The organism is Enterobacter cloacae complex sp. P15RS (genome assembly GCF_014895905.1).
Taxonomy (GTDB): Bacteria; Pseudomonadota; Gammaproteobacteria; order Enterobacterales; family Enterobacteriaceae; genus Enterobacter; species Enterobacter quasihormaechei.
Genome location: NZ_JADBQL010000004.1, coordinates 86,094 through 109,251, shown reverse-complemented (window position 1 = coordinate 109,251; position 23,158 = coordinate 86,094). Strand labels below are relative to the sequence as shown.

The 23,158-nt window shown below is 57.0% G+C and carries 20 protein-coding genes and 1 pseudogene; 4 read left to right on the top strand and 17 right to left on the bottom strand.

Annotation, left to right across the window (positions count from 1 at the left end; all coding sequences use genetic code 11):
• Nucleotides 1-4: 4 nt before the first annotated feature.
• The 3 genes from ribE to nrdR form a co-directional block, all read right to left on the bottom strand.
• Nucleotides 5-475 carry a 6,7-dimethyl-8-ribityllumazine synthase gene (gene ribE, locus IM267_RS02605; protein ID WP_003859098.1) on the bottom strand — a complete coding sequence of 157 codons (471 nt, stop codon included), beginning with the start codon at nt 473-475 and terminating at the stop codon, nt 5-7.
• Nucleotides 476-562: 87 nt separating this feature from the next.
• Complete coding sequence (gene ribD / locus IM267_RS02600) at nt 563-1,666, bottom strand: bifunctional diaminohydroxyphosphoribosylaminopyrimidine deaminase/5-amino-6-(5-phosphoribosylamino)uracil reductase RibD (RefSeq protein WP_193032639.1); 1,104 nt, start codon at nt 1,664-1,666, stop codon at nt 563-565.
• Nucleotides 1,667-1,670: 4 nt separating this feature from the next.
• On the bottom strand, nt 1,671-2,120 hold the full coding sequence (gene nrdR, locus IM267_RS02595) for a transcriptional regulator NrdR (RefSeq protein WP_003859099.1): 450 nt from the start codon (nt 2,118-2,120) through the stop codon (nt 1,671-1,673).
• Nucleotides 2,121-2,272: 152 nt separating this feature from the next.
• Between nrdR and IM267_RS02590 the strand changes: the two genes are divergently transcribed.
• Both IM267_RS02590 and IM267_RS02585 read left to right on the top strand, forming a co-directional pair.
• On the top strand, nt 2,273-2,812 hold the full coding sequence (locus IM267_RS02590) for a DUF3251 domain-containing protein (protein ID WP_077221137.1): 540 nt from the start codon (nt 2,273-2,275) through the stop codon (nt 2,810-2,812).
• Between the two features lie 268 nt (nt 2,813-3,080).
• The gene (locus IM267_RS02585) at nt 3,081-3,965 is read left to right on the top strand and encodes a nucleoside-specific channel-forming protein Tsx (RefSeq protein WP_063451799.1); all 885 of its coding nucleotides are present in this window, start codon (nt 3,081-3,083) and stop codon (nt 3,963-3,965) included.
• A gap of 88 nt (nt 3,966-4,053) precedes the next feature.
• On the opposite strand, the pseudogene IM267_RS02580 reads toward IM267_RS02585, so the two are convergent.
• The 7 genes and pseudogenes from IM267_RS02580 to queA form a co-directional block, all read right to left on the bottom strand.
• Nucleotides 4,054-4,437, bottom strand: a pseudogene (locus IM267_RS02580) (helix-turn-helix transcriptional regulator); the annotation flags it as partial.
• A complete protein-coding gene (locus IM267_RS02575; protein ID WP_193032638.1) occupies nt 4,379-4,777 on the bottom strand; it encodes a VOC family protein in 399 nt (132 codons plus the stop codon). The gene IM267_RS02575 and the pseudogene IM267_RS02580, both read right to left, overlap by 59 nt.
• 142 nt (nt 4,778-4,919) lie before the next feature.
• The gene (secF, locus tag IM267_RS02570; RefSeq protein ID WP_003859105.1) at nt 4,920-5,891 is read right to left on the bottom strand and encodes a protein translocase subunit SecF; all 972 of its coding nucleotides are present in this window, start codon (nt 5,889-5,891) and stop codon (nt 4,920-4,922) included.
• Nucleotides 5,892-5,901: 10 nt separating this feature from the next.
• Entirely contained in the window at nt 5,902-7,749 is a 1,848-nt protein-coding gene (gene secD, locus IM267_RS02565) for a protein translocase subunit SecD (protein WP_003859106.1), read from the bottom strand.
• A gap of 27 nt (nt 7,750-7,776) precedes the next feature.
• Nucleotides 7,777-8,109, bottom strand: a complete 333-nt coding sequence (yajC, locus tag IM267_RS02560) for a preprotein translocase subunit YajC (RefSeq protein ID WP_003859109.1) — start codon at nt 8,107-8,109, stop codon at nt 7,777-7,779.
• Nucleotides 8,110-8,131: 22 nt separating this feature from the next.
• Nucleotides 8,132-9,259: a tRNA guanosine(34) transglycosylase Tgt gene (tgt, locus tag IM267_RS02555; RefSeq protein WP_003859110.1), complete on the bottom strand. Its 1,128-nt coding sequence runs from the start codon at nt 9,257-9,259 to the stop codon at nt 8,132-8,134.
• Nucleotides 9,260-9,312: 53 nt separating this feature from the next.
• Nucleotides 9,313-10,383, bottom strand: a complete 1,071-nt coding sequence (gene queA / locus IM267_RS02550; protein ID WP_063451708.1) for a tRNA preQ1(34) S-adenosylmethionine ribosyltransferase-isomerase QueA — start codon at nt 10,381-10,383, stop codon at nt 9,313-9,315.
• A 92-nt stretch (nt 10,384-10,475) separates the two neighbouring features.
• On the opposite strand from queA, the gene acpH reads away from it, so the two are divergent.
• Nucleotides 10,476-11,057: an ACP phosphodiesterase gene (gene acpH / locus IM267_RS02545; RefSeq protein ID WP_063869087.1), complete on the top strand. Its 582-nt coding sequence runs from the start codon at nt 10,476-10,478 to the stop codon at nt 11,055-11,057.
• 127 nt (nt 11,058-11,184) lie between these two features.
• Nucleotides 11,185-11,787 carry a peroxiredoxin C gene (locus IM267_RS02540; RefSeq protein ID WP_003859113.1) on the top strand — a complete coding sequence of 201 codons (603 nt, stop codon included), beginning with the start codon at nt 11,185-11,187 and terminating at the stop codon, nt 11,785-11,787.
• A gap of 48 nt (nt 11,788-11,835) precedes the next feature.
• Here the strand turns inward: IM267_RS02540 and IM267_RS02535 are convergent, their stop codons facing one another.
• The 7 genes from IM267_RS02535 to phoB all read right to left on the bottom strand — a co-directional run bounded on the left by IM267_RS02535 (nt 11,836) and on the right by phoB (nt 23,079).
• Nucleotides 11,836-13,215: a DUF3999 domain-containing protein gene (locus IM267_RS02535; RefSeq protein WP_193032637.1), complete on the bottom strand. Its 1,380-nt coding sequence runs from the start codon at nt 13,213-13,215 to the stop codon at nt 11,836-11,838.
• On the bottom strand, nt 13,212-15,815 hold the full coding sequence (locus IM267_RS02530) for a DUF2339 domain-containing protein (protein ID WP_193032636.1): 2,604 nt from the start codon (nt 15,813-15,815) through the stop codon (nt 13,212-13,214). Before IM267_RS02530 ends, IM267_RS02535 begins: the two co-directional genes overlap by 4 nt.
• 91 nt (nt 15,816-15,906) lie before the next feature.
• Nucleotides 15,907-17,724 carry a maltodextrin glucosidase gene (malZ, locus tag IM267_RS02525; protein ID WP_193032635.1) on the bottom strand — a complete coding sequence of 606 codons (1,818 nt, stop codon included), beginning with the start codon at nt 17,722-17,724 and terminating at the stop codon, nt 15,907-15,909.
• A 164-nt stretch (nt 17,725-17,888) separates the two neighbouring features.
• A complete protein-coding gene (gene proY / locus IM267_RS02520) occupies nt 17,889-19,262 on the bottom strand; it encodes a proline-specific permease ProY (protein ID WP_063451712.1) in 1,374 nt (457 codons plus the stop codon).
• Nucleotides 19,263-19,343: 81 nt separating this feature from the next.
• Nucleotides 19,344-20,663 (bottom strand): branched-chain amino acid transporter carrier protein BrnQ, encoded by a 1,320-nt coding sequence (gene brnQ, locus IM267_RS02515; RefSeq protein WP_063451713.1) that lies wholly within the window; start codon nt 20,661-20,663, stop codon nt 19,344-19,346.
• A gap of 409 nt (nt 20,664-21,072) precedes the next feature.
• The gene (gene phoR / locus IM267_RS02510) at nt 21,073-22,368 is read right to left on the bottom strand and encodes a phosphate regulon sensor histidine kinase PhoR (RefSeq protein ID WP_193032634.1); all 1,296 of its coding nucleotides are present in this window, start codon (nt 22,366-22,368) and stop codon (nt 21,073-21,075) included.
• 21 nt (nt 22,369-22,389) lie between these two features.
• A complete protein-coding gene (gene phoB, locus IM267_RS02505) occupies nt 22,390-23,079 on the bottom strand; it encodes a phosphate response regulator transcription factor PhoB (RefSeq protein WP_003859122.1) in 690 nt (229 codons plus the stop codon).
• Nucleotides 23,080-23,158: the final 79 nt, after the last annotated feature.

Here is a 23,158-nt window from a genome sequence, read left to right as displayed (position 1 = left end):
AAAATCAGGCCTTAATGGCTTTCAATACATTGATCATTTCAAGCGCGGTCAGTGCAGCTTCTGCACCTTTGTTACCGGCTTTGGTGCCAGCACGTTCGATGGCTTGTTCAATACTTTCGGTGGTCAATACGCCGAACGCGACAGGAATTTCAGCATCCTGCGCAACGTGCGCCAGACCGTTGCTTGCACCGCCCGCAACGTATTCGAAGTGCGCAGTGCCGCCACGAATAACGGTACCCAGCGCAATCACCGCGTCGTATTTACCGGTTTTCGCCAGCGCGCCTGCTGCCAGTGGCAGTTCATAAGCACCTGGTACCCAAACGACGGTAATATTGTCATCTTTAACCTGGCCGATACGTTTCAGGGCGTCAACCGCACCTTCCAGCAGGCTATCGTTGATGAAGTTGTTGAAACGCGCAATGGTGATGGCGACGCGAGCGTCCGGGGTAGCTACAGCAGCTTCAATAATGTTCATACTCTTCCTTTACGGGTTCATTTGGCCCCGCAGGGGGGCGGATTTTATCATAATACTTTGCGCACTGCTTCCCTATTTCGGGAGCAATTACGCTGTCGTTAAATGGAGGCAGACATCCGGGCCCACCGGACGAATCTCGCTGAATGAAAGTTGCGGCGCATCGGCCAGTTTTTCAAGGCCGGGCAGCACAAACAGGCCGCGGGCGTCGTTACCTAACAGTTTAGGCGCAACGTAGACGAGAAGCTCATCCACCAGCCCCGCCTGGAGCAGCGCGCCGGCGAGCGTCGGCCCGGCTTCGACCCAGATGCTGTTGACCTGCTGTTTGCCGAGCAACATCATCAGCACCACGAGATCCAGATGTCCGTTATGCTCCGGCACCATAATGCTGCGCACGCCTTCCGGCCACTCGCGCGTATCTTCCTTCGTGCGCGCAATCCAGGTTTCACCCGGCTGCTGCACGATGCGGTGCTCCGGCGTCACGCGGTTCTGGCTATCAATAATAATGCGCAGCGGCTGGCGCAGGTTCTCCTGCGGGTAGAGCGCCTGGGTATCCGCATTCAGCTCATCCCAGCGCACGGTCATCGCCGGATCGTCAGCCAGCACCGTCTCACTGCTGGTGAGAATAGCATGGCTTTGCGCGCGCAGACGTTGCACATCGCGCCTTGCCTGCGGGGACGTGATCCACTGGCTCTCGCCGTTGGCCATCGCCGTACGGCCATCCAGTGAGGCACCCAGCTTAAGCTGAATAAACGGGAAGCCGGTGCGCATGCGCTTCAGGAAGCCTTTGTTGATGGCTTCCGCATCCTGCATCATCAGGCCGTGGCTGACGTCGATCCCTTCCTGTTGCAGACGATAAAGGCCGCGGCCCGCCACCTGCGGGTTAGGATCCTGCATAGCGGCGACCACGCGCGAAACCCCTGCCGCAATCAGCGCTTCACAGCACGGCGGCGTACGCCCGTGGTGGCTGCATGGCTCCAGCGTCACGTAGGCCGTCGCGCCACGCGCGTTCTCCCCCGCCATACGCAGGGCATGCACTTCAGCATGCGGCTCGCCTGCGCGGTAGTGAAAACCTTCCCCCACAATCTCGCCATCTTTAACAATGACGCACCCGACGTTGGGGTTAGGGTGAGTGGTAAACCGACCGCGCTGCGCCAGCTTCATGGCTCGCGCCATGTACATCTCGTCGTGCATGGGCTTAATCCTGTAAGCGGGCGATTTCTTCGCCAAACTCTTTGATGTCTTCAAAGCTGCGGTAAACGGAGGCGAAGCGGATGTAGGCGACTTTATCGAGCTTTTTCAGCTGTTCCATCACCAGATTACCAATCATTTTGCTCGGTACTTCGCGCTCGCCTAACCCGCGCAGATAAGATTTAATGTGGTTTAACGCCATTTCGACGTCATCGGAGCTGACGGGCCGTTTTTCCAGCGCCTTGAGCATCCCGCTGCGCAGTTTTTCTTCATTGAACGGTTCGCGCACATCGTTACTTTTTACCACGCGCGGCATGACCAGCTCTGCCACCTCGAAGGTGGTAAAACGCTCGTTGCACACCAGACACTGCCGGCGACGGCGCACGGAAGACCCTTCGCCTACAAGACGTGAGTCGATGACTTTGGTATCCACGGCGGAGCAAAATGGGCAATGCATACGATGTCCCTGTTATCTGGTTAACTGATTTCTATTTTACCCTGAACTGGCCCGACAACAAAGGAAGAGCTTTTTGAGACAAAGGATCTATGCCTGGCGGCACTATCCTGTCTACCATTGCAGCACTCTGTGATTTCAAGGAATTAAACGCAATGACAAGACGTTACCTGAAAATCGTGCTGGTGGGGAGCCTGTTCACGCTCAGCGCCTGCGCACAGCAAAGTGAAGTCCGCGAGATGAAACAAAGCGTGAATACGCTCAACGTGGCGATGAACAAACTTAACCAGGAAACCGTAAAGATCACCCAGCAGAACGCGCTGAATGCCAAATCCAGCAATGGCGTTTATCTGTTGCCAGGGGCTAATACGCCTGCCCGACTCAACAGCCAGATTGGCATGCTAAAAATGTCTCTGGTGAATGTTGCAGCCAATGCGGATGGTACGCGCGCAACATTGCGTATCCAGGGTGAGTCCAACGATCCGCTTCCGGCCTTTACCGGCACCGTGGAGTGGGGACAGATCCAGGGCACTACCGAGAACTATCAGGAAGTGAACGTGAAGAACCAGCTTTTCACCGCCCCCGCCAGCACGCTGGCACCAAGCGACGTGGACATCCCGGTTCAGCTGAGCGGCCTGACGCCGGAACAGTTAGGCTTTATCCGCATTCACGACATTCAACCCGCCGCGCAATAACCTTCACTTTTAGCGGAGTGAAATGTCACTCCGCTAACATTTACATTTCGTATGGATTGGCAACATAAATGATTGCCGCTACAATCCCGCCCGTCTAAAGTACGCAAACGTGAACGCAATCGATTACGTATGTGAGAGATATGTGAAACACCACATATTTTTGTGAGCAAGGATTCCTATAATAGGCTCCGCAGAAACACGAAATATTTAGAAACGCAATTCGCGCATTTTTCACTCCCGGAAGGGAATTTCAATCAGTGGCATGATTATGAAAAAAACATTACTCGCAGCCGGTGCAGTTCTGGCACTCTCCTCCTCTTTCACGGCTAACGCTGCGGAGAATACCAAGCCAGAATATGTTTCTGACTGGTGGCATCAGAGCGTTAACGTTGTGGGCAGTTACCACACCCGTTTCGGACCGCAGATCCGTAACGATACCTACCTTGAGTACGAAGCGTTCGCTAAAAAAGACTGGTTTGATTTCTACGGCTACATGGATGCCCCGGTCTTCTTCGGTGGTAACACCGACGCGAAAGGTATCTGGAACCATGGTTCCCCTCTGTTCATGGAGATCGAGCCGCGCTTCTCCATCGACAAGCTGACCGGCACCAGCCTGGCGTTTGGTCCGTTCAAAGAGTGGTATTTCGCAAACAACTACATCTACGACATGGGCCGCAACAAGTCCGGTCGTCAGAGCACCTGGTATATGGGTCTGGGCACCGACATTGAGACTGGCCTGCCAATGAGCCTGTCCATGAACGTGTACGCAAAATACCAGTGGCAGAACTACGGTGCCGCGAACGAAAACGAATGGGACGGCTACCGTTTCAAAGTGAAATACTTTGTGCCAATCACCCAGCTGTGGGGCGGTAACCTGAGCTACATCGGCTTCACCAACTTTGACTGGGGTTCAGACCTGGGCGACAACGACTTCCGCGATCTGAACGGCAAGAAGGCGCGCACCAATGACTCCATCGCCTCCAGTCACATCCTGGCGCTGAACTACGATCACTGGCACTACTCTGTTGTTGCGCGTTACTGGCACAACGGCGGTCAGTGGAACGACGACGCCAGCCTGAACTTCGGCAACGGCGACTTCAGCGTGCGTTCTACCGGTTGGGGTGGTTACCTGGTGGTGGGTTACAACTTCTAATCAGTGCGGATTCCGCCCGGTGGCGCTACGCTTACCGGGCCTACGATCCGAATGTAGGCCGGGTAAGGCGTAGCCGCCACCCGGCTTTTTACTGCCTCACCTTGCGCAAAAAATCTGCCAATGACCTGTCCGCACTTTCGCTAAACCGCCTCTTCGTCTGCACAATATTGAGGCATCGGTCGAGCCGGAAACAGCGATAGTCATCGCGCCGTTCACACCACGCCGCCAGCAGCCAGCGCTCTCCCCAGAAGAACAAGCCCAGCGGCTGAACCTCGCGCTTTGAGAGCTGCCCAGCCTCATCACGATAATGCAGTGCCAGCACGCGCTGTGCGGAAATCGCCTGATGGATCACGTCGAAACCACTACGGGAATGTGGCTGAAGGGCAATATCCGGCGCGTAAATCCGCGTCTGCTCAGCTTTGCGGCGGCTCTCTTCTGGCAGGATCGCCAGCACTTTTTCCTGGGCCGACGCGATTACCTTCGCTGTCGGCAAACAGGGCTATAGTGCCAATGCCTTGCGGCAGTTCCAGCGGGCCAAACACGCACTCACCGCCCGCAGAAGCAATACGATCGAGCGTGGCCGCCAGATTGGCAGTATGCAGGTAAATAATAGCGCCCTGCGAAGACGGTGTAACGCCGTCAAATTTCGCCAGCGCGCCGCCCGTGGCCGGATCCTCGTGCGGGAAAATCGCCAGCTCAGCCACGTCCATCTTCTCGCGCCGCAGCGCGACCTGCATCACCGACTCATAAAATTTGATGGCGCGATCCATATTGGCGACCGGAATTTCAAACCAGTTAATAACTCTTTTCATACGTCCTCCTGCCTGTTGTTAGGGTTGAGAAGGAGTCTACGGCAGGGCTCCTGACAGCATACTGTCAGGAGTGTTTGTGAGATGCAGACAAAAAAAATCCCGGCCAACTGGCCGGGATTTCGATGCCGCGTAAGACGATCGCTTACGGCAGAATAGACGGCTGATCCGCCCCTTCTTTCTCGACTTTCTGCTGGATCAGATGCTCGCGCTTCATGCCCAGCTTCAGCGCCAGCGCGGACGCCACGTAGATAGACGAGGCCGTACCGATAGACACACCGATCAGCATGGTCAGCGAGAAGCCTTCCAGCACCGGGCCACCGAACAGGAACAGCATCAGGATCACCATCAGGGTGGTACCGGAGGTGATCAACGTACGGTGCAGCGTCTGGGTCAACGACACGTTAAAGATTTCGTACGGCGTACCGCGACGGATCTTACGGAAGTTTTCACGAATACGGTCAGATACCACGATACTGTCGTTCAGTGAGTAACCGATAACGGACATCAGGGATGCCACAATTGTCAGGTCAATCTCAATGTGGAACAGAGACAGTATGCCCATGGTGATCACCACGTCGTGCGCCAGGGCGATAACCACGCCTGCCGCCAGTCGCCACTCAAAGCGGAAACCAACGTAAATCAGGATTGAGATCAGCGCCACCAGCAGCGCCATCGCACCGGTCTGCGCCAGGTCTGCACCGACACTCGGGCCGACGAACTCAATACGCTTAACCGTCGCGTCCTGGCTGGTCGTTTCGTTAATAACCTGAACGACCTTGCTGCCCAGCTCCTGGCTGCCGTTGGCATCGTGTACCGGAGGCATACGCACCATGATGTCGCGGCTGCTGCCAAAGTTCTGGAGCAGCGGCTCTTCAAAGCCCGCCTTTTGCAGAGACTCACGCATCTGGTCCATATCGACCGGTTTTTCCAGGGTAATTTCGATCACCGTACCACCGGTGAAGTCCAGACCCCAGTTAAAGCCTTTCACGCCCATAATGACGATGGACAAAATCAGCAGAAAACCTGAAATGCCGAAGGCCCAGTAGTCCCAGCGCATAAAGTCCCAGACTTTACGGCCGTGGTTCAATTGTTCAACAGTATATTCCTGTGCCACAACGCACTCCTCAGATAGACAGCTTTTTGACGCGCTTGCCGCCGTACAGCAGGTTCACGATGGCACGGGTGCCGACAATAGCGGTAAACATCGACGTTGCGACACCGATACCGGTAGTAATCGCAAAGCCTTTGATCGCGCCAGTACCCACTGCATACAGGATAAGAACCTTAATCAGTGTTGTTACGTTCGCATCGAAGATGGAGCTGAACGCCCCTTTGTAGCCTTCTTCAATCGCCTGCTGTACAGAACGACCGTTGCTCAGCTCTTCTTTGATACGTTCGTTTATCAGTACGTTGGCGTCGACCGCCACCGCAAGGGTCAGGACGATACCCGCTATACCCGGCATGGTTAGCGTCGCCCCCGGCAGCAGGGACATGATGCCGATGATTAGCACCAGGTTGGCAATCAGCGCAGACGTCGCAATCAGGCCGAACTTCTTGTAGAAGAAGATCATGAAGATGATGGACACCGCCAGGCCGGCCAGACACGCTTCCAGACCCTGTTTGATGTTCTGCATACCCAGGGTTGGACCGATGGTACGTTCTTCAACAATCTGAATTGGCGCAATCAGCGCACCGGCACGCAGCAGCAGAGAGAGCTGACGCGCTTCGTTCGGGTTGCTGATACCGGTGATACGGAAGCTGTTACCCAGACGAGACTGGATGTTGGCGATGTTGATCACCTCTTCCTCTTTCACCAGCACCGCACGGCCGTTGGCGTCTTTCTTACCGCTGTCTTTGTACTCCACGAACAGGGTCGCCATCGGCTTGCCGATGTTGTCCTTAGTGAAGTTAGACATGATGTTGCCACCAGCGCTATCAAGCGAGATATTCACCTGCGGCTGGTTGTACTCATCCTGGCTTGAAGTGGAGTCGGTGATATGGTCACCGGTCAGGATCACGCGTTTGTACAGCACAACCGGCTGGCCTTCACGGGTCTGTTTCACTTCGGAATCGCCCGGGACACGGCCTGAGGCCGCAGCTGCCTGATCGACGTTGGAATTCACCAGACGGAACTCCAGGGTTGCTGTCGCACCCAGAATCTCTTTCGCACGTGCGGTATCCTGGATACCCGGCAGCTCAACCACGATACGGTCAGCACCCTGACGCTGTACCAGTGGCTCAGCCACGCCCAGCTGGTTTACACGGTTACGCAGAATGTTGATGTTCTGCTGAACGGCGTATTCACGCGCTTCACTCAGACGCGCGTCGGTCATGACCGCACGCAGCTGGTTGCTGCCCTGAGAGGTGATCACCAGATCGCGGTGACGCTGAGACAGATAAGTCACAGCCTGATCGCGTGCCGCGCTGTCGCGGAACGTGATGCTCATACCGTAGTTATCTTCTTTGCGTACGGTGGTGTACGGAATGCCCTTATCGCGCAGATCGCTGCGCAGGCTGTCGATATTCTGTTCCTGTAGCTTGCCGAGCGCGGTATCCATATCCACTTCCATCAGGAAGTGAACACCACCACGCAGGTCAAGACCCAGTTTCATTGGCTCTGCGTTCAGCGCAGCCAGCCAGCGCGGGGTTGCAGGAGCAAGGTTAAGCGCCACGACGTATTTATCACCCAGCACGCCCATCAGCGCTTCACGTGCGCGGAGCTGCGTGTCGGTGGTGTCGAAGCGAGCAAGAATTGCGCCCTCTTCCAGTGCCACAGACTTAGCGGTAATTTTTTCTTCTTGTAACGTTTTCTGGACCTGGATCAGCGTTTGCTCACTGGCGGCGACACCGCGCGCGCCAGTGATTTGAACGGCCGGATCCTCACCATACAGGTTGGGAAGCGCGTACAGCAGGCCGACGATAATCACGACGACCAGCATGATGTACTTCCACAAAGGATAACGGTTTAACACGGCAGTTCCCTTTGGGAAAAGTTGGGATTACAGCGCCTTCATGGTGCCTTTCGGCAGAACGGCAGCTACGAAGTCACGTTTGATAACCACTTCAGTGGTGTCGTTGAGGGCGATAGCAATGTAGCCGTTTTCCGCTACTTTGGTAACGCGACCTACCAGGCCACCATTGGTCAGGACTTCATCGCCTTTCGCGATGGAGTTCATCAGGTTTTTGTGCTCTTTAGTACGCTTCTGCTGTGGACGCAGGATCATGAAGTAGAAGATCAGACCGAACACAACCAGCATCAGAATCAGAGACATCGGGCTGCCCTGCGCTGGTGCGCCCGTTGCTGCTACCGCATCAGAAATAAAAAAGCTCATTCAAATTCCCTCATTATTAAAATTAATCAACGTTCAACGGTGGAACATCCCGCCCCTGACGTTGGTAGAAATCGGTCACGAAGCTCTCTAATTTACCCTCTTCGATAGCCTTACGTAAACCAGCCATTAAGCGCTGATAATAACGAAGATTATGAATGGTATTGAGACGCGCGCCCAAAATCTCGTTGCAACGATCGAGATGATGCAGATACGCGCGAGAATAATTGCGACAGGTATAGCAATCGCACTCGGAATCGAGCGGGCTGGTGTCACTCTTATGCTTCGCGTTACGGATTTTCACCACGCCATCGGTAACGAACAGATGACCGTTACGTGCGTTTCGGGTAGGCATCACGCAGTCGAACATATCAATGCCGCGACGTACGCCTTCCACCAGATCTTCTGGCTTACCCACCCCCATCAGGTATCGTGGTTTATCCGCCGGGATTTGCGGGCAGACATGCTCCAGAATGCGGTGCATATCTTCCTTCGGCTCACCCACAGCCAAACCGCCGACAGCGTAGCCATCAAAGCCTATCTCTACCAGACCTTTAACGGAGATATCGCGTAAATCTTCGTAAACGCTGCCCTGAATAATGCCGAACAGCGCATTTTTGTTTTGCAGGGAATCAAAACGGTCGCGGCTACGCTTCGCCCAGCGCAGGGACATCTCCATGGAGCGTTTCGCATAGTCCCAGTCCGCCGGGTATGGCGTACATTCGTCGAAGATCATCACAATATCGGAGCCGAGATCGTACTGAATCTCCATCGATTTTTCCGGATCGAGGAAGATCGGATCGCCGTTGATCGGGTTACGGAAATGTACGCCCTGCTCTGTGATTTTGCGGATATCGCCCAGGCTGAAGACCTGGAAACCGCCGGAGTCGGTCAGGATCGGGCCTTTCCACTGCATGAAATCGTGCAGATCGCCGTGGAGCTTCATGATCTCCTGGCCCGGACGCAGCCACAGGTGGAAGGTGTTGCCGAGAATAATCTGTGCGCCCGTGGCTTCAACTTCTTCCGGCGTCATCCCTTTTACGGTGCCGTACGTGCCCACAGGCATAAACGCGGGGGTTTCAACCACGCCGCGATCAAACACCAGGCGACCGCGACGCGCGCGACCGTCGGTGGTATCAAGTTCAAATTTCATTTTTTCTCCGACGTCAGAAAAACAGTCCAACGTTGTCATACGGTGCCGCGGACTTATTCCCCGACACGCTCATTCAAAGCCTGCGGATTGTACGTGATAAACATCGCGTCACCGTAGCTAAAAAAGCGATATTTTTGTTCTACCGCAGACTTGTAGGCATTCATCGTATGCTGATACCCCGCAAACGCGGACACCAGCATAATCAATGTAGATTCAGGCAGATGGAAGTTGGTCACCAGCGCATCAATGACTTTGTACTGATAGCCCGGGTAAATAAAGATCTGCGTATCGCCAAAGAACGGCTCAATCAACTCGCTTTTCGCGGCCTGCGCGGCGCTCTCAAGAGAACGCACGGATGTCGTTCCGACAGCCACGACGCGGCTGCCGCGCGCTTTCGCCGCCAGCACCGCATCCACAACCTCCTGCGGCACTTCGGCGTACTCAGAGTGCATGATGTGGTCTTCAATGCTGTCCACGCGCACCGGCTGGAACGTACCCGCGCCAACGTGCAGCGTCACGAAGGCCATCTCAATGCCTTTGGCGCGCAGCTTTTCCAGCAGCGGTTCATCAAAGTGCAGGCCTGCGGTCGGGGCCGCGACCGCGCCAGGCTTCTGGCTGTAGACGGTCTGATACAGTTCGCGGTCGGCCTCTTCATCCGGGCGCTCAATGTACGGCGGCAGCGGCATGTGGCCGATGGTGTTGAGGATATCAAGCACCGTGCGCTCGTCGTCGAACGCCACCTCGAACAGCGCGTCGTGGCGCGCGGTCATGGTCGCTTTGATACTCTCGTCATCGCCCAGCAGCAGCTCAGCACCCGGCTTCGGCGCCTTGGAGGCGCGAATATGTGCCAGAATACGTTTATCATCGAGCATACGTTCGACCAGCACTTCAATCTTGCCGCCGCTGGCCTTACGGCCAAACAGGCGCGCCGGGATCACGCGGGTATTGTTAAAGACCAGCAGATCGCCAGGGTTGAGCTTGTCGAGCAGATCGGTGAAAGTACCGTGCGTCAGCGCGCCCGTTGGCCCGTCCAGTGACAGCAAGCGACAGCTGCTACGCTCAGGCATGGGGTAGTGAGCAATCAGGGATTCAGGTAGTTCAAAGGAGAAATCGGCGACGCGCATGACGTATACTCGTGACTTAAAAACAGGCGGCATAGTCTAGTGCTCGCGCCCTTTTGCTGCAACAACTAGCCGCCACCGGACAAATAAAACGCATGAATTTTCTCGCTCACCTGCATCTGGCTCACCTCGCGGACAGCTCCCTCTCCGGCAATTTGCTGGCCGATTTCGTGCGCGGCAACCCCGCGGAAGACTATTCCCCCGAGGTTGTCGACGGGATTTTTATGCACCGCCGCATCGACGTGCTGACCGATAACCTGCCGGAAGTAACGGAAGCCAAAGCCTGGTTCCGCCCCGAAACGCGACGCGTGGCGCCAATCACGCTCGACGTAATGTGGGATCATTTCCTGTCGCGCCACTGGTCACAGCTGTCGACTGACATGACGCTGCCAGAGTTTGTGCGCTACGCCCACGCACAGGTCTCGATCATTTTGCCGGACTCCCCGCCGCGCTTTGTGAATCTGAATAACTATCTGTGGTCTGAACGCTGGCTGGAGCGATACCGCGAGATGGATTTTATTCAGAACGTCCTGAACGGCATGGCGAGCCGCCGCCCGCGTCTGGACGCGCTGCGCGACTCATGGCATGACCTGGATGAACATTACGATGCGCTGGAAACCCGCTTCTGGCAGTTCTACCCGCGTATGATGATGCAGGCAAAAAATAAAGAACTGTGATGCCGGTTTGATTGATAGGTAAAAACTGGTGGAACGATTGTTACCACCTCTTTGTCTTATTCCCGCGCAGTCTCTATACTGGCCCGCGTTGCGTTCCAAATAACCTTAGTATCTACAGGAGAATCATATGGTTCTGGTAACTCGTCCGGCCCCGGATTTTACAGCTGCCGCAGTTCTGGGTAACGGTGAAATCGTTGAAAACTTCAACTTCAAACAGCACACCAACGGTAAAGCAACCGTTCTGTTCTTCTGGCCAATGGACTTCACTTTCGTTTGCCCGTCTGAGCTGATCGCGTTCGACAAACGTTACGAAGAATTCCAGAAGCGTGGCGTGGAAGTGGTTGGCGTCTCCTTCGACTCTGAATTTGTACACAACGCATGGCGTAACACCCCTGTCGAAAACGGCGGCATCGGTGCGGTGAAATACGCGATGGTTGCGGACATCAAACGCGAAATCCAGCAGGCTTACGGTATCGAACATCCGGACGCTGGCGTTGCACTGCGTGGTTCTTTCCTGATCGACGCAAACGGCATCGTTCGTCACCAGGTTGTGAACGATCTGCCGCTGGGTCGTAACATCGACGAAATGCTGCGCATGGTTGACGCGCTCCAGTTCCACGAAGAGCACGGTGAAGTGTGCCCGGCTCAGTGGGAAAAAGGTAAAGAAGGTATGGCTGCTTCCCCAGACGGCGTAGCTAAATACCTGTCTGAGAACGTATCCAGCCTGTAATCGGTACGGTTTACGAAAAACCCGCGAATACGCGGGTTTTTTTATGCCTTATGCGGCGCCGTCTTTTTTTACCTCGCGCCAGACTCGCCATGCCATCCCCGCAAGCAGCAATACCCCGGCGATCAGTACGCCCCAGACCATCAGCGTTTTCATCCGGCTTTCCTGCTCTGCCGCAGACGTCGCGGTTAAACGCGCCTCGCCACCCAGCGGGACAGCCTCCAGCGTATCGGCCATCGGCAGGGCTGCCAGATCGTAGGTCTTACGCAGCCCGGACGGGATCAGCATATCCATTTCCACGCTTGCCGGTTTAGCGGCCCCGTTCCCCCACGCGAGCAGGTACGGCCCTTTTCCCTGCGCGTTGAACACCAGGTCGTAGCGCACGCGTTGCCCGGTCACGCCCGGCAGGTTCTCCGGCAGGCGCGCGTTCAGGGCGTTAATTTTCACCGCCTCGATCAGCCCGCCCGGAAGCGAAATGGGTTCAGACGTTTTACCGCCAAGCTGGTAGATCACCTCTTTTTTCAGCGTATGCCACCGATCTTTGTCCGAACTCCGCCAGGCTATTTCTACCGGGAGAACGCCGTCGCCATTCAGCATGAAGCCAATCGCACTGAGGGGTTGCGGATGCGTCCAGCGCCACACGGCTTCGCTTTCGGATACACGCTCTCCCTCTCCCGCCAGGCTAATGTGTTCAGATCCCGCCTGTGCAGGGGCGTTAATGGCGTTGACGCCGGTTAACGTCAGGGCAGAATGCCCCGTGTTCAGCACTAAAAGCAGATAACGATTCGCCTCAGGGGATAACACCAGATCGGTATCGATGCGGTCGAGCTTAAGGCGATCCTGCCCGCTGATCACGTCCAGCAGCGGCATCTCTTCGCGCAGGGTTGACCAGTTTTTCAGATCCTCACCGTAATAGACCGATGCGGTCCCCTGCCACGAGCCCTGCGGCGCGTCCCAAATCAGCTGGAGCTGAGAGAGCGGAACCTCAGCCGCGTTTTCCGGCAGAGTCAGCAGATAGCGTTGTCCGGCCGCCGCTGCTGTCTGCCCTTCCAGCACAATTTCCACGCCGTTTCTGGCCCGCAGCATAATTTTCTCGCCGCTGCCCTCTTCCCTGTCCGGCGAGGCGTTAAGCGCAAAGAGGCGCAGAGGCGTTGTGGTCGGTGCCGGCTGCGGACGCGTTGTGGTAACCAGGCTGAACGGTACCGCCTCACCCGCCTGATTAAACACGCGAACGTCGCGCAGATCGGGCGATGTGCTCTGCTGGTAAACGGACAACGGCAGCGTGACCCGATACCACGGCGACGCTGTTGAAGTATCAAGGGACAGGCCGAAGGCATAATTCCGGGGAGATTCCGCCGGTGCGCTCTCGCTTATCGCCGGACCGGACTGGGCCAGCAGTGCCGCACAAACAACCGCTTTCATCCATTTCATTTTTCTTCTCCTGCTTTAGGCGGTAGCGGCGAGAAATAGCCCACAATCAGGACCAGGATCGCCACGCCAATAAACGCGACGGCGCGCGCCAGGCCGCCTCCGCCCGCACTGTCCACCAGCATCAGCTTGAGCATGACCACGCCCAGCAGCGTCGCACCGCCAAGCCACTGCTGGCGGGAGGCCCGACGGGTGGCGCGGATCATCACCACCAGCGCGCAGAACATCCAGAACAGGGCAAAGGTGGTCTGAATAAGCCGCGAATGCCACAATGATTCCATGTTCCAGGCCACCTCGCCGTACCACGCCAGCGCGCGAAGCAGCGCGCCGTTAAGCCACCAGAAGCCAAGCGCCATCAGCGCAACGGCGGGCCATGGTCGGGACTGCGCAAGCGATGCCGGATAGTAGCTCGCCACGGCCCGATAGAAGACCACCAGCCCCAGCAGGGCAAACGCCGCCCCTTCCTCAAGCGGGTTCACCAGCGGCAGCCAGGTCTGTCGATAGACCACGCCGTCCTGGAAATTGGTGACCACCAGCAATACCAGGAGCACCACAACCACCGGTATCATGCTAAGACAGGCATAGAGTGCAGGCCAGACCCGGAACGGCCACGCACGATGCCGGACGGCCGCGGAGAGCATCATAATCACCCCACCGCCAACAGCCATGGCGATGCCGCTTCCCCAGGCCGCCATCCCCCACGGCAGGGAGCGGGCAAACCAGTAAAGCTCAGCGCCCAGCGCCAGCAAAATCATCCACAACAGCGACAGGTGCAGCCCCATCGACAGGCGCGGAAGACGTTTTTCTTCGTCGCGCCGCAGCAGCATAAGGGCGGCAGGAAGCGCAATACACCAGGCCAGATTTGCCCAGCCGGCTGCCAGGATCTGCTGGTGCGAGACCTGATACAGCACCATCAGCAGCATCATCGGCCACAGCAGCCATTTACTGGCATCCAGCTCCCGCCATGCCAGACGCGCGGCAATTTGCCGCCAGCCCCAGGCCGATGCCGCCGTCAGCGCCAGCACGCCCGCCAGAACCGCTAACTGCGGCTTGAGGATCAACTGCGACGCGCCCATCAGCGCCACCAGCCAGAACAGCAGCCCGCCTGCCAGCAGCGCCCAGCTGCCTGGCTGCGCGATTTTCCGCCACAGCCAGGCCGCAGCCAGCCAGCAGAGGCTAAGCACCGCGAAGATCAGCAGCAGGCTCAGCGACGTGACGCCGTTCATCTGCGCCCACGTGGCGCTGCCGAGCGCCAGGACCAGCAGCGCCGTCCCGCTATAACTCATGCGCCGCTGCTGCTGTTGTACGCCCAGCCACAGGATGCCCAGCCCTTCCAGCGCCCAGACCATCGCCGTCCAGCGTGCCGACAGCGCCAGCGGGATGGCAAGCGTGGCAAACCCGCCGCCAATCGCCAGCGCCGCCATAACCAGCGGTCGTCCGATGGAGGGATAGCGCCGCAGCGCGAGAAACGCCAGCGAGAGGTAAAACGCACCGTAGCCCAGCGCGCTGAGCGCCGGGCCGTACGTCCAGTGCGAGGTCATGCCGTACTGCATCCCAAACCCCACCAGCGGCGGGGCAAACAGCAGTACGCCGTCAATAATCTGCTTGCCTTTTTCCTGCGCCCGCAGCGACAGCGCCACGCTAAACACGCCGAAAATCAGCGTATTGGCGATCAGAAACAGTTGGCAGATGACGTAGTCTTCAGGCTGGTAGTCGCTCAGCCCCCACAAGCCGCCAACGCCGAACGTAAAGAGCAGCCCGAGCAGATTGAGCTCGCGCCAGTGCTGCCAGATGCTGATGACGAGAATGCCGATGGACAGCAGAAGATAGAAGGAGAACAGCGCCACAAAGCTTCCCCCGCCCGTCGACAGAAGCAGCGGGGCGAGATACCCGCCGAGGCTCGCCAGCATGGCAAGGCTCAGGGCCCTTTGCAGAACGGCCAGCCCAACGCTCGCCGCGCAAATCACCACCAGCAGCGCAAACGCCAGGGTCATCGGCAGCATCTGCCACAGCCGGAATGCGCCAAAGACGGTCAGGTAGAGTACGCCGGTCGCCCCGCCCTGTAGAATAAGGGCATAGATACGCTGCCTGTGCCGCAGCCGCCAGCCAATGACCAGCAGAACCATGGCAAACAGCGCCGTGGCAGCAAGGCGCAGCTCAAGCGGGAACAGTGAATGTTCAACGGTATAGCGCAGCAGGAAAGAGAGACCCAGGAAGAGCAGCACTATCCCCAGCTTCGCCAGCGGATTGCCCTGCATGAACCAGCGCGTCAGCGAGGAGAGAATGCCGCCAAAGGCAGAAGGCCGTTTCGCCGCCCGTACAGGTGCAGGTTTTGCTTCGGTGACGGGCGGTTCGGGACGCCAGGGATCGACAAGTGCGGTAACGGCCTCTGCCGCTGGTTCCTCCACCGGCGTGACGGACTGCACCGGCTCCGGCACTTTTTCAGCCACACCACGCTGCTCAAGCGCCTCAATGCGCTGGCGAAGCCGGGCGATCTCCTGCTTCGCCGCCGTGCTTCGGTTAAAGCCGATAACCGCCAGCACGGGTGCCACTACCAGCGCAAAAACCAGGAACAAACAGCCAAGGATGTAAAGCTCGTCCATGTTTCCACCTTCACCGTAAACGATCCGTTAAGATTGACACAAATAGTTGCATTTGCGCCATCTTAAAAGGTGAAAACCCTTCTGCCTGCGGTTAACCGCCGAACCAGACCGCCGCAGAGATAGCGGGAAGCGTGAGCACGCTCTCCTGGAACGTCGCTTTGCCCTCCTTGCTCTTCCACGTTTTACCGGCCAGCAGCGGGGAATTGTCCAGCACCACTTCGCACGCCTCGCCCCGGTTGATTGCGACCAGCACGCGTTGCTGGTTATAGACGCGGACAAACACCACCACGTTATCGTGGGCGTACATCACCTGACAGCCCCCGTAGCGCAGGGCCTGGCTCTGCTTGCGCAGCGTCGCCATGCGCTGGAACAGGCTGAACAGATCCTGATCCTGCTTTTCAGGCTCCCACGGGAAGGTTTTACGGCAGAACGGATCGTTGTTGCCGTCCAGCCCGACTTCATCGCCATAGTAGATGCAGGGTACGCCCGGCCAGGTGAAGAGCCAGGTCACCGCCAGCGGCAGGCGCGCCACATCTTTACCCAGCAGCGACTTAAAGCGCGCGGTGTCGTGGCTGTCGAGCTGGTTGAACATCCGCAGCTGCTGCTGATGCGACAGGCTGGCGCGATAGTTCTCCATCCACGCCATGCAGGTTTCGGCGTCAATATGCTGCGGATCGTAAGAGATATCGGTGTTAGCGAGGAACCCCCACAGCGGGAAGGTGAAGCCGCGATAGTTCATCGCCGCGTCTTCCGCATCTGCCTGCAACCACTGGCGCGCGTCGCCAAAGTGCTCCCCGAAAACGAATGCCTCCGGGCGGGCCATTTTTGCCGAGCGGGTGATGGCGGCGACATGCTGTAGATTATTTCGCGCCCCACCCGCTTCCCCCAGCATATGCACCACGTCCAGCCGCCAGCCGTCCATATTCCACGGCGCTTTGAGCCAGTGGCGCACGATGCTGTCTTCCCCGCCGTAGATTTCGTTCACCAGCGAGGGCGACTGGAAATCAAGCTTCGGCAGGCTCGGGTAGCCCAGCCAGTCCAGAGCGCGCCCCTCCTCGTCAAAACTGTACCAGTCACGCTGCGGTGAGTCAGGATTATGGCAAGCGCCCCCCATCGACTGATTGTGACGATCAAACCAGCCGTGAGAATCCCCGCTGTGGTTGAACACACCATCGAGGATCAGACGCATACCTTCTTTTTGCGTGTTATGACGCAGCCGCAGCAGCGCCTCGTCACCGCCAAACTGCTCGTCAACGTGGCGATAATCCTGAGTATCGTATTTGTGTACGCTTGGCGCTTTAAACACCGGGTTCAGGTAGAGCGCCGTCACGCCGAGCGTTTTCAGGTACGGCAGTTTTTCGCTGATACCGTCGAGATCGCCGCCGTAAAAGGTCGATCCCCCCGCATGGGCGGTCAGCGGCTCATCCCATTTTTTCAGGATGATGTCGTGACCGGCCGCATGATGGTAGTAGACCTTGTCCTGATCGGCGGTGCGCTTTTCAGAACGCGCAAAGCGGTCCGGGAAAATCTGGTAAAAGACCTGATCGTTAACCCACTGCGGGCCGCTATCGGGGCAGTCCACCGCAAACTGCTCCAGGCGCGCGGGCGGAAAACGGCTAAATCCCTGCGGGGTAAACCACAGCTGACGGTTATTCCACAGCAGCTTAAAGCCGTAACGGCGTCGCGGCTGCCCGCTGCGCAAATCGATATTTACCCGCCACGCCGTGATGCCCGGCTGCGGCTGGCTGCGCACTTTGTGCATTTTCAGCGACGTTTCTTCGTTATCCACTTCGGCGCGCAGCGTCACGCGTTCAGGCTGATTTTCCCCCGCCAGCCAGAGCGTAATCACAAGGTTGTCTTTGTTTTGCTTAACAAATGGGGCAACCGGAAGGTGCCAGGCGTTTAACATCACGAATCCCCTTTGATGAAATTGACGTCACCTTGCCACAGGGTTGTTAAGGTTAGCTCACCATGACGGAATTTATTGGGGGAGGAGGACGGGGGATGAGACTTTTTGCCGGGGCAAAAGGGCGTGTAGGCCGGGTAAGCGCAGCGCCACCCGGCATTTTTATCTTACTCTGCTTCCGCCAGCTGACGGTCGCGGCGGCATTTAAACATCCAGCCCACCAGCAGCAGGACGATCCACGCAAAGCCCACGTACAGGGAGATACGGGTATCCGGGTGATAACCAATCAGGCCAATGATGAAGACCAGGAAGATAAGGCCGACGATGGTCGTTGGCACGCCCCCCGGCACTTTGAACTTGAGCGCTTTGGCCTCTTCTGGCGACAGGCGACGACGGAAAGCAATCTGCGACAGCAGGATCATGATCCACACCCACACGGTGGCGAAGGTCGCCAGCGACGCGATCACCAGGAAGACGTTCTCCGGCATGATGTAGTTCAGGTAGACCGAGAACAGCAGCGCCACGGTCATCACCAGCACCGTTACCCACGGAGTGCCGCGACGCGACGTTTTGGCAAACACCTTCGGCGCGCTGCCCTGCTCCGCCATGCCGTGCAGCATGCGGCCCACGCCGAACACGTCACTGTTGATGGCCGACAGCGAGGCGGTCAGCACCACAAAGTTGAGAATACTGGCCGCAAACGCAATGCCCATATGCTGGAAGGTCAGAACAAACGGGCTGCCGTTGGTGCCCACCTGGTTCCACGGGTAGATGGACATAATCACAAACAGCGTGCCCACATAGAACACCAGGATGCGCATCGGCACCGAGTTAATGGCGCGCGGAATGGACTTCTCAGGGTCTTTCGCTTCCCCGGCGGTAATGCCGATAATCTCGATACCGCCATAGGCGAACATGACCATCTGAAGCGACATGACCATCCCAAGCCAGCCGTTGCTGAAGAAGCCGCCGTTGCTCCACAGGTTATGAATGCCGGTTGGCTGACCGCCGTTACCGATACCCCAGATAATGATGCCGAAACCGGCGAGGATCATGATGATAATGGTCGCAACCTTGAAGAAGGAGAACCAGAACTCCAGCTCGCCAAACACCTTCACGCTCATCAGGTTAACGGCGCAGATGATCAGCACCACGCTCAGCACCCAGATCCAGTGCGGCACGGCGGGGAACCAGACCCCCATATAGATGCCAAACGCCGTTACGTCAGCAATCGCGACAATCAGGATTTCGAAGCAGTAGGTCCAGCCGGTGATAAAACCGGCCAGCGGGCCCAGGTTTTCCTGCGCGTAGCGTGAAAACGAGCTGGCAGACGGGTTGTGAACCGACATCTCACCCAGCGCGCGCATGATGATATAAGCCGCGGCGCCGCCAATGATGTAGGCCAGCAGAACGCTTGGACCGGCCATTTTGATGGCATCTGCCGAGCCATAAAAAAGACCGGTGCCGATAGCCGAGCCCAGCGCCATAAAGCGGATGTGGCGGGTGCTCAATCCACGTTTAAGTTTGTTAGTGCTTTCCATTAAAATCTTGCCATTCAACACGAAAAAAACAAAAAACCACGGGGCCTTAAGCCCCGTGGTTAAACAATTTGTTGCCGTTGATTAATGGGCGTTGGAGGTTACCTGACGCCCGGCAGCACGGTCCCAAACAATCGCCAGAACCAGCGCAACAACGGAAGGCATCAGCCAGGCCAGGCCCTGCTCGGACAGCGGCAGACGCTGTGTCCAGGCTGGCAGGATTTCTGCAAATGCTGATGCTTTGATCCCGTCAAGGATACCAAAAATCAGGCTGATAAACATGGTTGGCGCAATAATTCGCGTAGAGTTATGCCACCACGGACGCGTGAAGCTCAGCACGACCAGCACGATACATGGCGGATAGATCGCCGTCAGCACCGGAATGGATACCTGAATCAGGTGGCTCAGACCGAGGTTCGACACCGCCATGGAGAAGATGCCGAGGATAAACACCAGCGTGCGGTAAGAGAGCGGCAGATACTGGGCGAAGAACTCTGCACAGGCGCAGGTCAGGCCCACCGCCGTCACCAGGCACGCCAGGAAAATCAGCGCTGCCAGCAGCATGCTGCCTGCCCCACCAAAGGTGTGCTGCACGTAAGCATGCAGGATCGCCGCGCCGTTTGCGCTCTGATCGACCAGCGTTGCGCTATCTGAACCCAGACGGAACAGCGCCAGATACAGCAGCGTCAGGCCGACACCGGCCATCAGACCAGCCCAGATGGTGTAGCGGGTCAGCAGACGCGCTTCGGTCACACCGCGAGAACGCGCGGCGTTAACGATAACGATACCAAACACCATCGCGCCGAGCGTATCCATCGTCAGATAGCCATTCACGAAACCGTTTGAGAACGCGGCGTTCTCATACGCGTCCATCGCAGAGCTGATAGGACCCGCAGGCCAGACGATAGCTGCAACCGCCAGCACGATCAGCGCCACAATTTTCAGCGGTGCCAGGAAGTTACCTACGGTATCCAGCAGTTTGCCCGGATAAAGAGAAACCAGAATCACGATGGCGAAGTAAATCAGGCTGTAAATAAACAGCGGCATCGCGCCGTCACCGGTCAGCGGAGCGATCCCCACTTCAAAGGAGACGGTCGCCGTACGCGGGGTTGCGAACAGCGGGCCAACGGCCAGATAGCAGACGGTTGCCAGCAGAACGCCGGCCACTTTGCCAATCGGGGTGCTGAGGCTGTCCACACCGCCGCCTACTTTCGCCAGCGCGATGACGGTCAGTACCGGTAGACCCACAGCAGTCAGCAGGAAGCCAAACGCAGCCGTCCAGACGTGTTCACCCGCCTGTAAGCCAACCATTGGCGGGAAAATGATGTTGCCTGCGCCAACGAACAGCGCAAATGTCATAAAGCCCAGCGCGATAATGTCACGCGATTTCAAGTGATGGGTCATAAAACCTTACTGCCTGTGGATGTGGTGTTGAAAACGTTGAGATTTTCGCCATCCCTGACGGGACAATGCAGCGGAAAATTTGCTCAATTTCAGCGGGATATGCTCCCGTCCTGGCGTGGAGAAGAATAGTTTTTCGATTTACCACGCATATACAGTCGGTCTGACAGTATATGGGGGGCAATTTAAACGCTTATAACGTTTAAAGGCAAGGAGGGATCGTAAAACCAGAACAATATGCCAGCATGAAAATGCAGACCAAAATAATATGCCATGTATAAGAAAAACTCATGGCTAATCATGCGAACAAAAAAGCAGCAGCCGTATAATATTCAGCCGCGTTTCGCTTGACTGCAAAGCAAACGGGCCAGCAAACGCTGGCCCGTGGAAAGGTAAACTGACACGCCTGCCGTCAGGCGCTTTTTTTGGCAATTAATCGTTCCGGAAGCACGAAGCTGAAGCGCGTGCCCTTGCCCAGAGTACTTTCGATATCAAGACGGCTGTCGTGGTGGCTCACCGCATGCTTGACGATTGCCAGCCCCAGCCCGCTCCCCCCGGTCTGCCGCGAGCGCGCTTTATCCACCCGGTAGAACCGTTCGGTAAGACGCGGGAGATGTTCTGGCCCAATCCCCGGGCCGTTGTCCTCTACACTAAATTCAGCGCCCGCCGGGATATGCTGCCAGCGCACCGTAATATGCGTCCCTTGCGGGGTATGGTTCACGGCGTTATACACCAGGTTTGAGATAGCACTGCGCAACTCATCTTCACTGCCAAGCACTTTCAGCGTGTTATCAACGTCAAAAGCCAGCGTGTGCTGATTATGGCTCAGCGTTTGGGCCTCGCGCTCTACCACCCGCAGCATCATCGGCACGTCAATGATGTCGTTTAGCGCCAGCGACGGGGCTGCCTCAATCTTTGAAAGCGTCAGCAGCTGTTTGACCAGCCCTTCCATGCGGAACGTCTGCTCCCGCATGGTATGCAGCGCTTTCTCACGCGGCGCCCCCTCCAGCGTTTGTTCCTGCATCATCTCCAGGTAGCCCTGAAGCACCGTCAGCGGCGTACGCAGCTCGTGACTGACGTTAGCAAAGAAGTTACGGCGCGCGCCCTCAAGCTGGTGCATTTGGGTTACGTCACGCGCCACCATCAGCCACTGCCGATCGCTGTAGGGCATTACGCGGATTTCCAGATGACGACCGTTGTTGAGCTTAAGGTTATGTGGACGGGTAAAATCGCGCTTTTTCAGATACAGCGTGAACTCGGGATAACGCAGAAGGTTAAGGATATTTTGGCCGTTATCATCCGGCCAGCGCAGGCCCAGCAGCTGTTGCGCGAGGCCATTACACCAGAAGATGGTCCCTTCTTCCGTCGTCAGGATCACCGCGTCCGGCAGCGACTCCGCGCCGCTGCGAAAGCGTTTGATCAGGCTTCCCAGCTCACGACGACGCTTTTTATTACGCATCTGCATCTGGTGCAGGCCGTAGAGCAGCGGCTCCCAGCTCCCGCTTCCCGGCGGAGGTGTCATACTCCTGTCGACCCATAGCCACCAGGAGAGGCGCAGTAAATTCCAGAAATGCCAGACGAGCAGTCCCGTCACGGCCACCAGTAAAAACCACGGCAGATAGCCAAAAACAGCCCCCAGAATGAGGGCCGGAATACAGCATAAGATCAGTTCAAAGACGAGCCTTTTCCATGACAGACGTTCCAGCACGCGTCACACTCCTGTCATTGTTCAGAAACGGGTCGAGAAACGATAACCCGTGCCGCGGACCGTCTGTACCATGCGATCGTGGCCGCTCAGTTCCAGTGCTTTACGCAGGCGGCGAATATGGACGTCAACCGTTCGGTCTTCGACATAGACGTTAGTTCCCCAGACGTTATTCAGCAACTGTTCGCGGCTGTAAACGCGTTCCGGGTGTGTCATAAAGAAGTGAAGGAGTTTAAATTCGGTGGGTCCCATATCGAGGGGATTTTCACCAGTCATGACCCGGTGTGAGGTAGGATCGAGGCTCAGCCCCTGCATCTCAATCACCTCTTCCACCGCCATCGGTGAAATACGGCGCATCACCGCTTTGATTCGAGCCACCAGCTCTTTCGGGGAGAACGGTTTGGTAATGTAATCGTCCGCGCCGGTTTCCAGACCGCGCACGCGATCCTCTTCCTCACCGCGCGCCGTCAACATCACTACCGGGATATCGCGGGTCATCGCCTCGCGCTTAATATGCTTGATAAACTGCAATCCGGAACCGCCAGGCAACATCCAGTCCAGCAGGATCAGGTCGGGCCAGGGTTCATTCAGCTGGTTCACCGCGCTGTCATAATCTTCCGCTTCAACCGGCTGGAAGCCATTTTGTTCAAGCACGAAGCACACCATTTCACGGATCGGAGCTTCATCTTCTACGACCAGAATACGTCTCGCCATACTTTGCCCTGTCTTATCGTATTTAAGTTACAAGTCTGTAATGCGGCGTCATTATGCGTCAGATTTATGACAGATTTAT

Excerpts from the sequence above, each read along its gene's own strand:
- ribE (WP_003859098.1), bottom strand. The coding sequence starts at position 475 with ATGAACATTATTGAAGCTGCTGTAGCTACCCCGGACGCTCGCGTCGCC.
- ribD (WP_193032639.1), bottom strand. The coding sequence starts at position 1,666 with ATGCACGACGAGATGTACATGGCGCGAGCCATGAAGCTGGCGCAGCGC.
- nrdR (WP_003859099.1), bottom strand. The coding sequence starts at position 2,120 with ATGCATTGCCCATTTTGCTCCGCCGTGGATACCAAAGTCATCGACTCA.
- IM267_RS02590 (WP_077221137.1), top strand. The coding sequence starts at position 2,273 with ATGACAAGACGTTACCTGAAAATCGTGCTGGTGGGGAGCCTGTTCACG.
- IM267_RS02585 (WP_063451799.1), top strand. The coding sequence starts at position 3,081 with ATGAAAAAAACATTACTCGCAGCCGGTGCAGTTCTGGCACTCTCCTCC.
- IM267_RS02575 (WP_193032638.1), bottom strand. The coding sequence starts at position 4,777 with ATGAAAAGAGTTATTAACTGGTTTGAAATTCCGGTCGCCAATATGGAT.
- yajC (WP_003859109.1), bottom strand. The coding sequence starts at position 8,109 with ATGAGCTTTTTTATTTCTGATGCGGTAGCAGCAACGGGCGCACCAGCG.
- tgt (WP_003859110.1), bottom strand. The coding sequence starts at position 9,259 with ATGAAATTTGAACTTGATACCACCGACGGTCGCGCGCGTCGCGGTCGC.
- queA (WP_063451708.1), bottom strand. The coding sequence starts at position 10,383 with ATGCGCGTCGCCGATTTCTCCTTTGAACTACCTGAATCCCTGATTGCT.
- acpH (WP_063869087.1), top strand. The coding sequence starts at position 10,476 with ATGAATTTTCTCGCTCACCTGCATCTGGCTCACCTCGCGGACAGCTCC.
- IM267_RS02540 (WP_003859113.1), top strand. The coding sequence starts at position 11,185 with ATGGTTCTGGTAACTCGTCCGGCCCCGGATTTTACAGCTGCCGCAGTT.
- IM267_RS02535 (WP_193032637.1), bottom strand. The coding sequence starts at position 13,215 with ATGAAATGGATGAAAGCGGTTGTTTGTGCGGCACTGCTGGCCCAGTCC.
- IM267_RS02530 (WP_193032636.1), bottom strand. The coding sequence starts at position 15,815 with ATGGACGAGCTTTACATCCTTGGCTGTTTGTTCCTGGTTTTTGCGCTG.
- malZ (WP_193032635.1), bottom strand. The coding sequence starts at position 17,724 with ATGTTAAACGCCTGGCACCTTCCGGTTGCCCCATTTGTTAAGCAAAAC.
- proY (WP_063451712.1), bottom strand. The coding sequence starts at position 19,262 with ATGGAAAGCACTAACAAACTTAAACGTGGATTGAGCACCCGCCACATC.
- brnQ (WP_063451713.1), bottom strand. The coding sequence starts at position 20,663 with ATGACCCATCACTTGAAATCGCGTGACATTATCGCGCTGGGCTTTATG.
- phoB (WP_003859122.1), bottom strand. The coding sequence starts at position 23,079 with ATGGCGAGACGTATTCTGGTCGTAGAAGATGAAGCTCCGATCCGTGAA.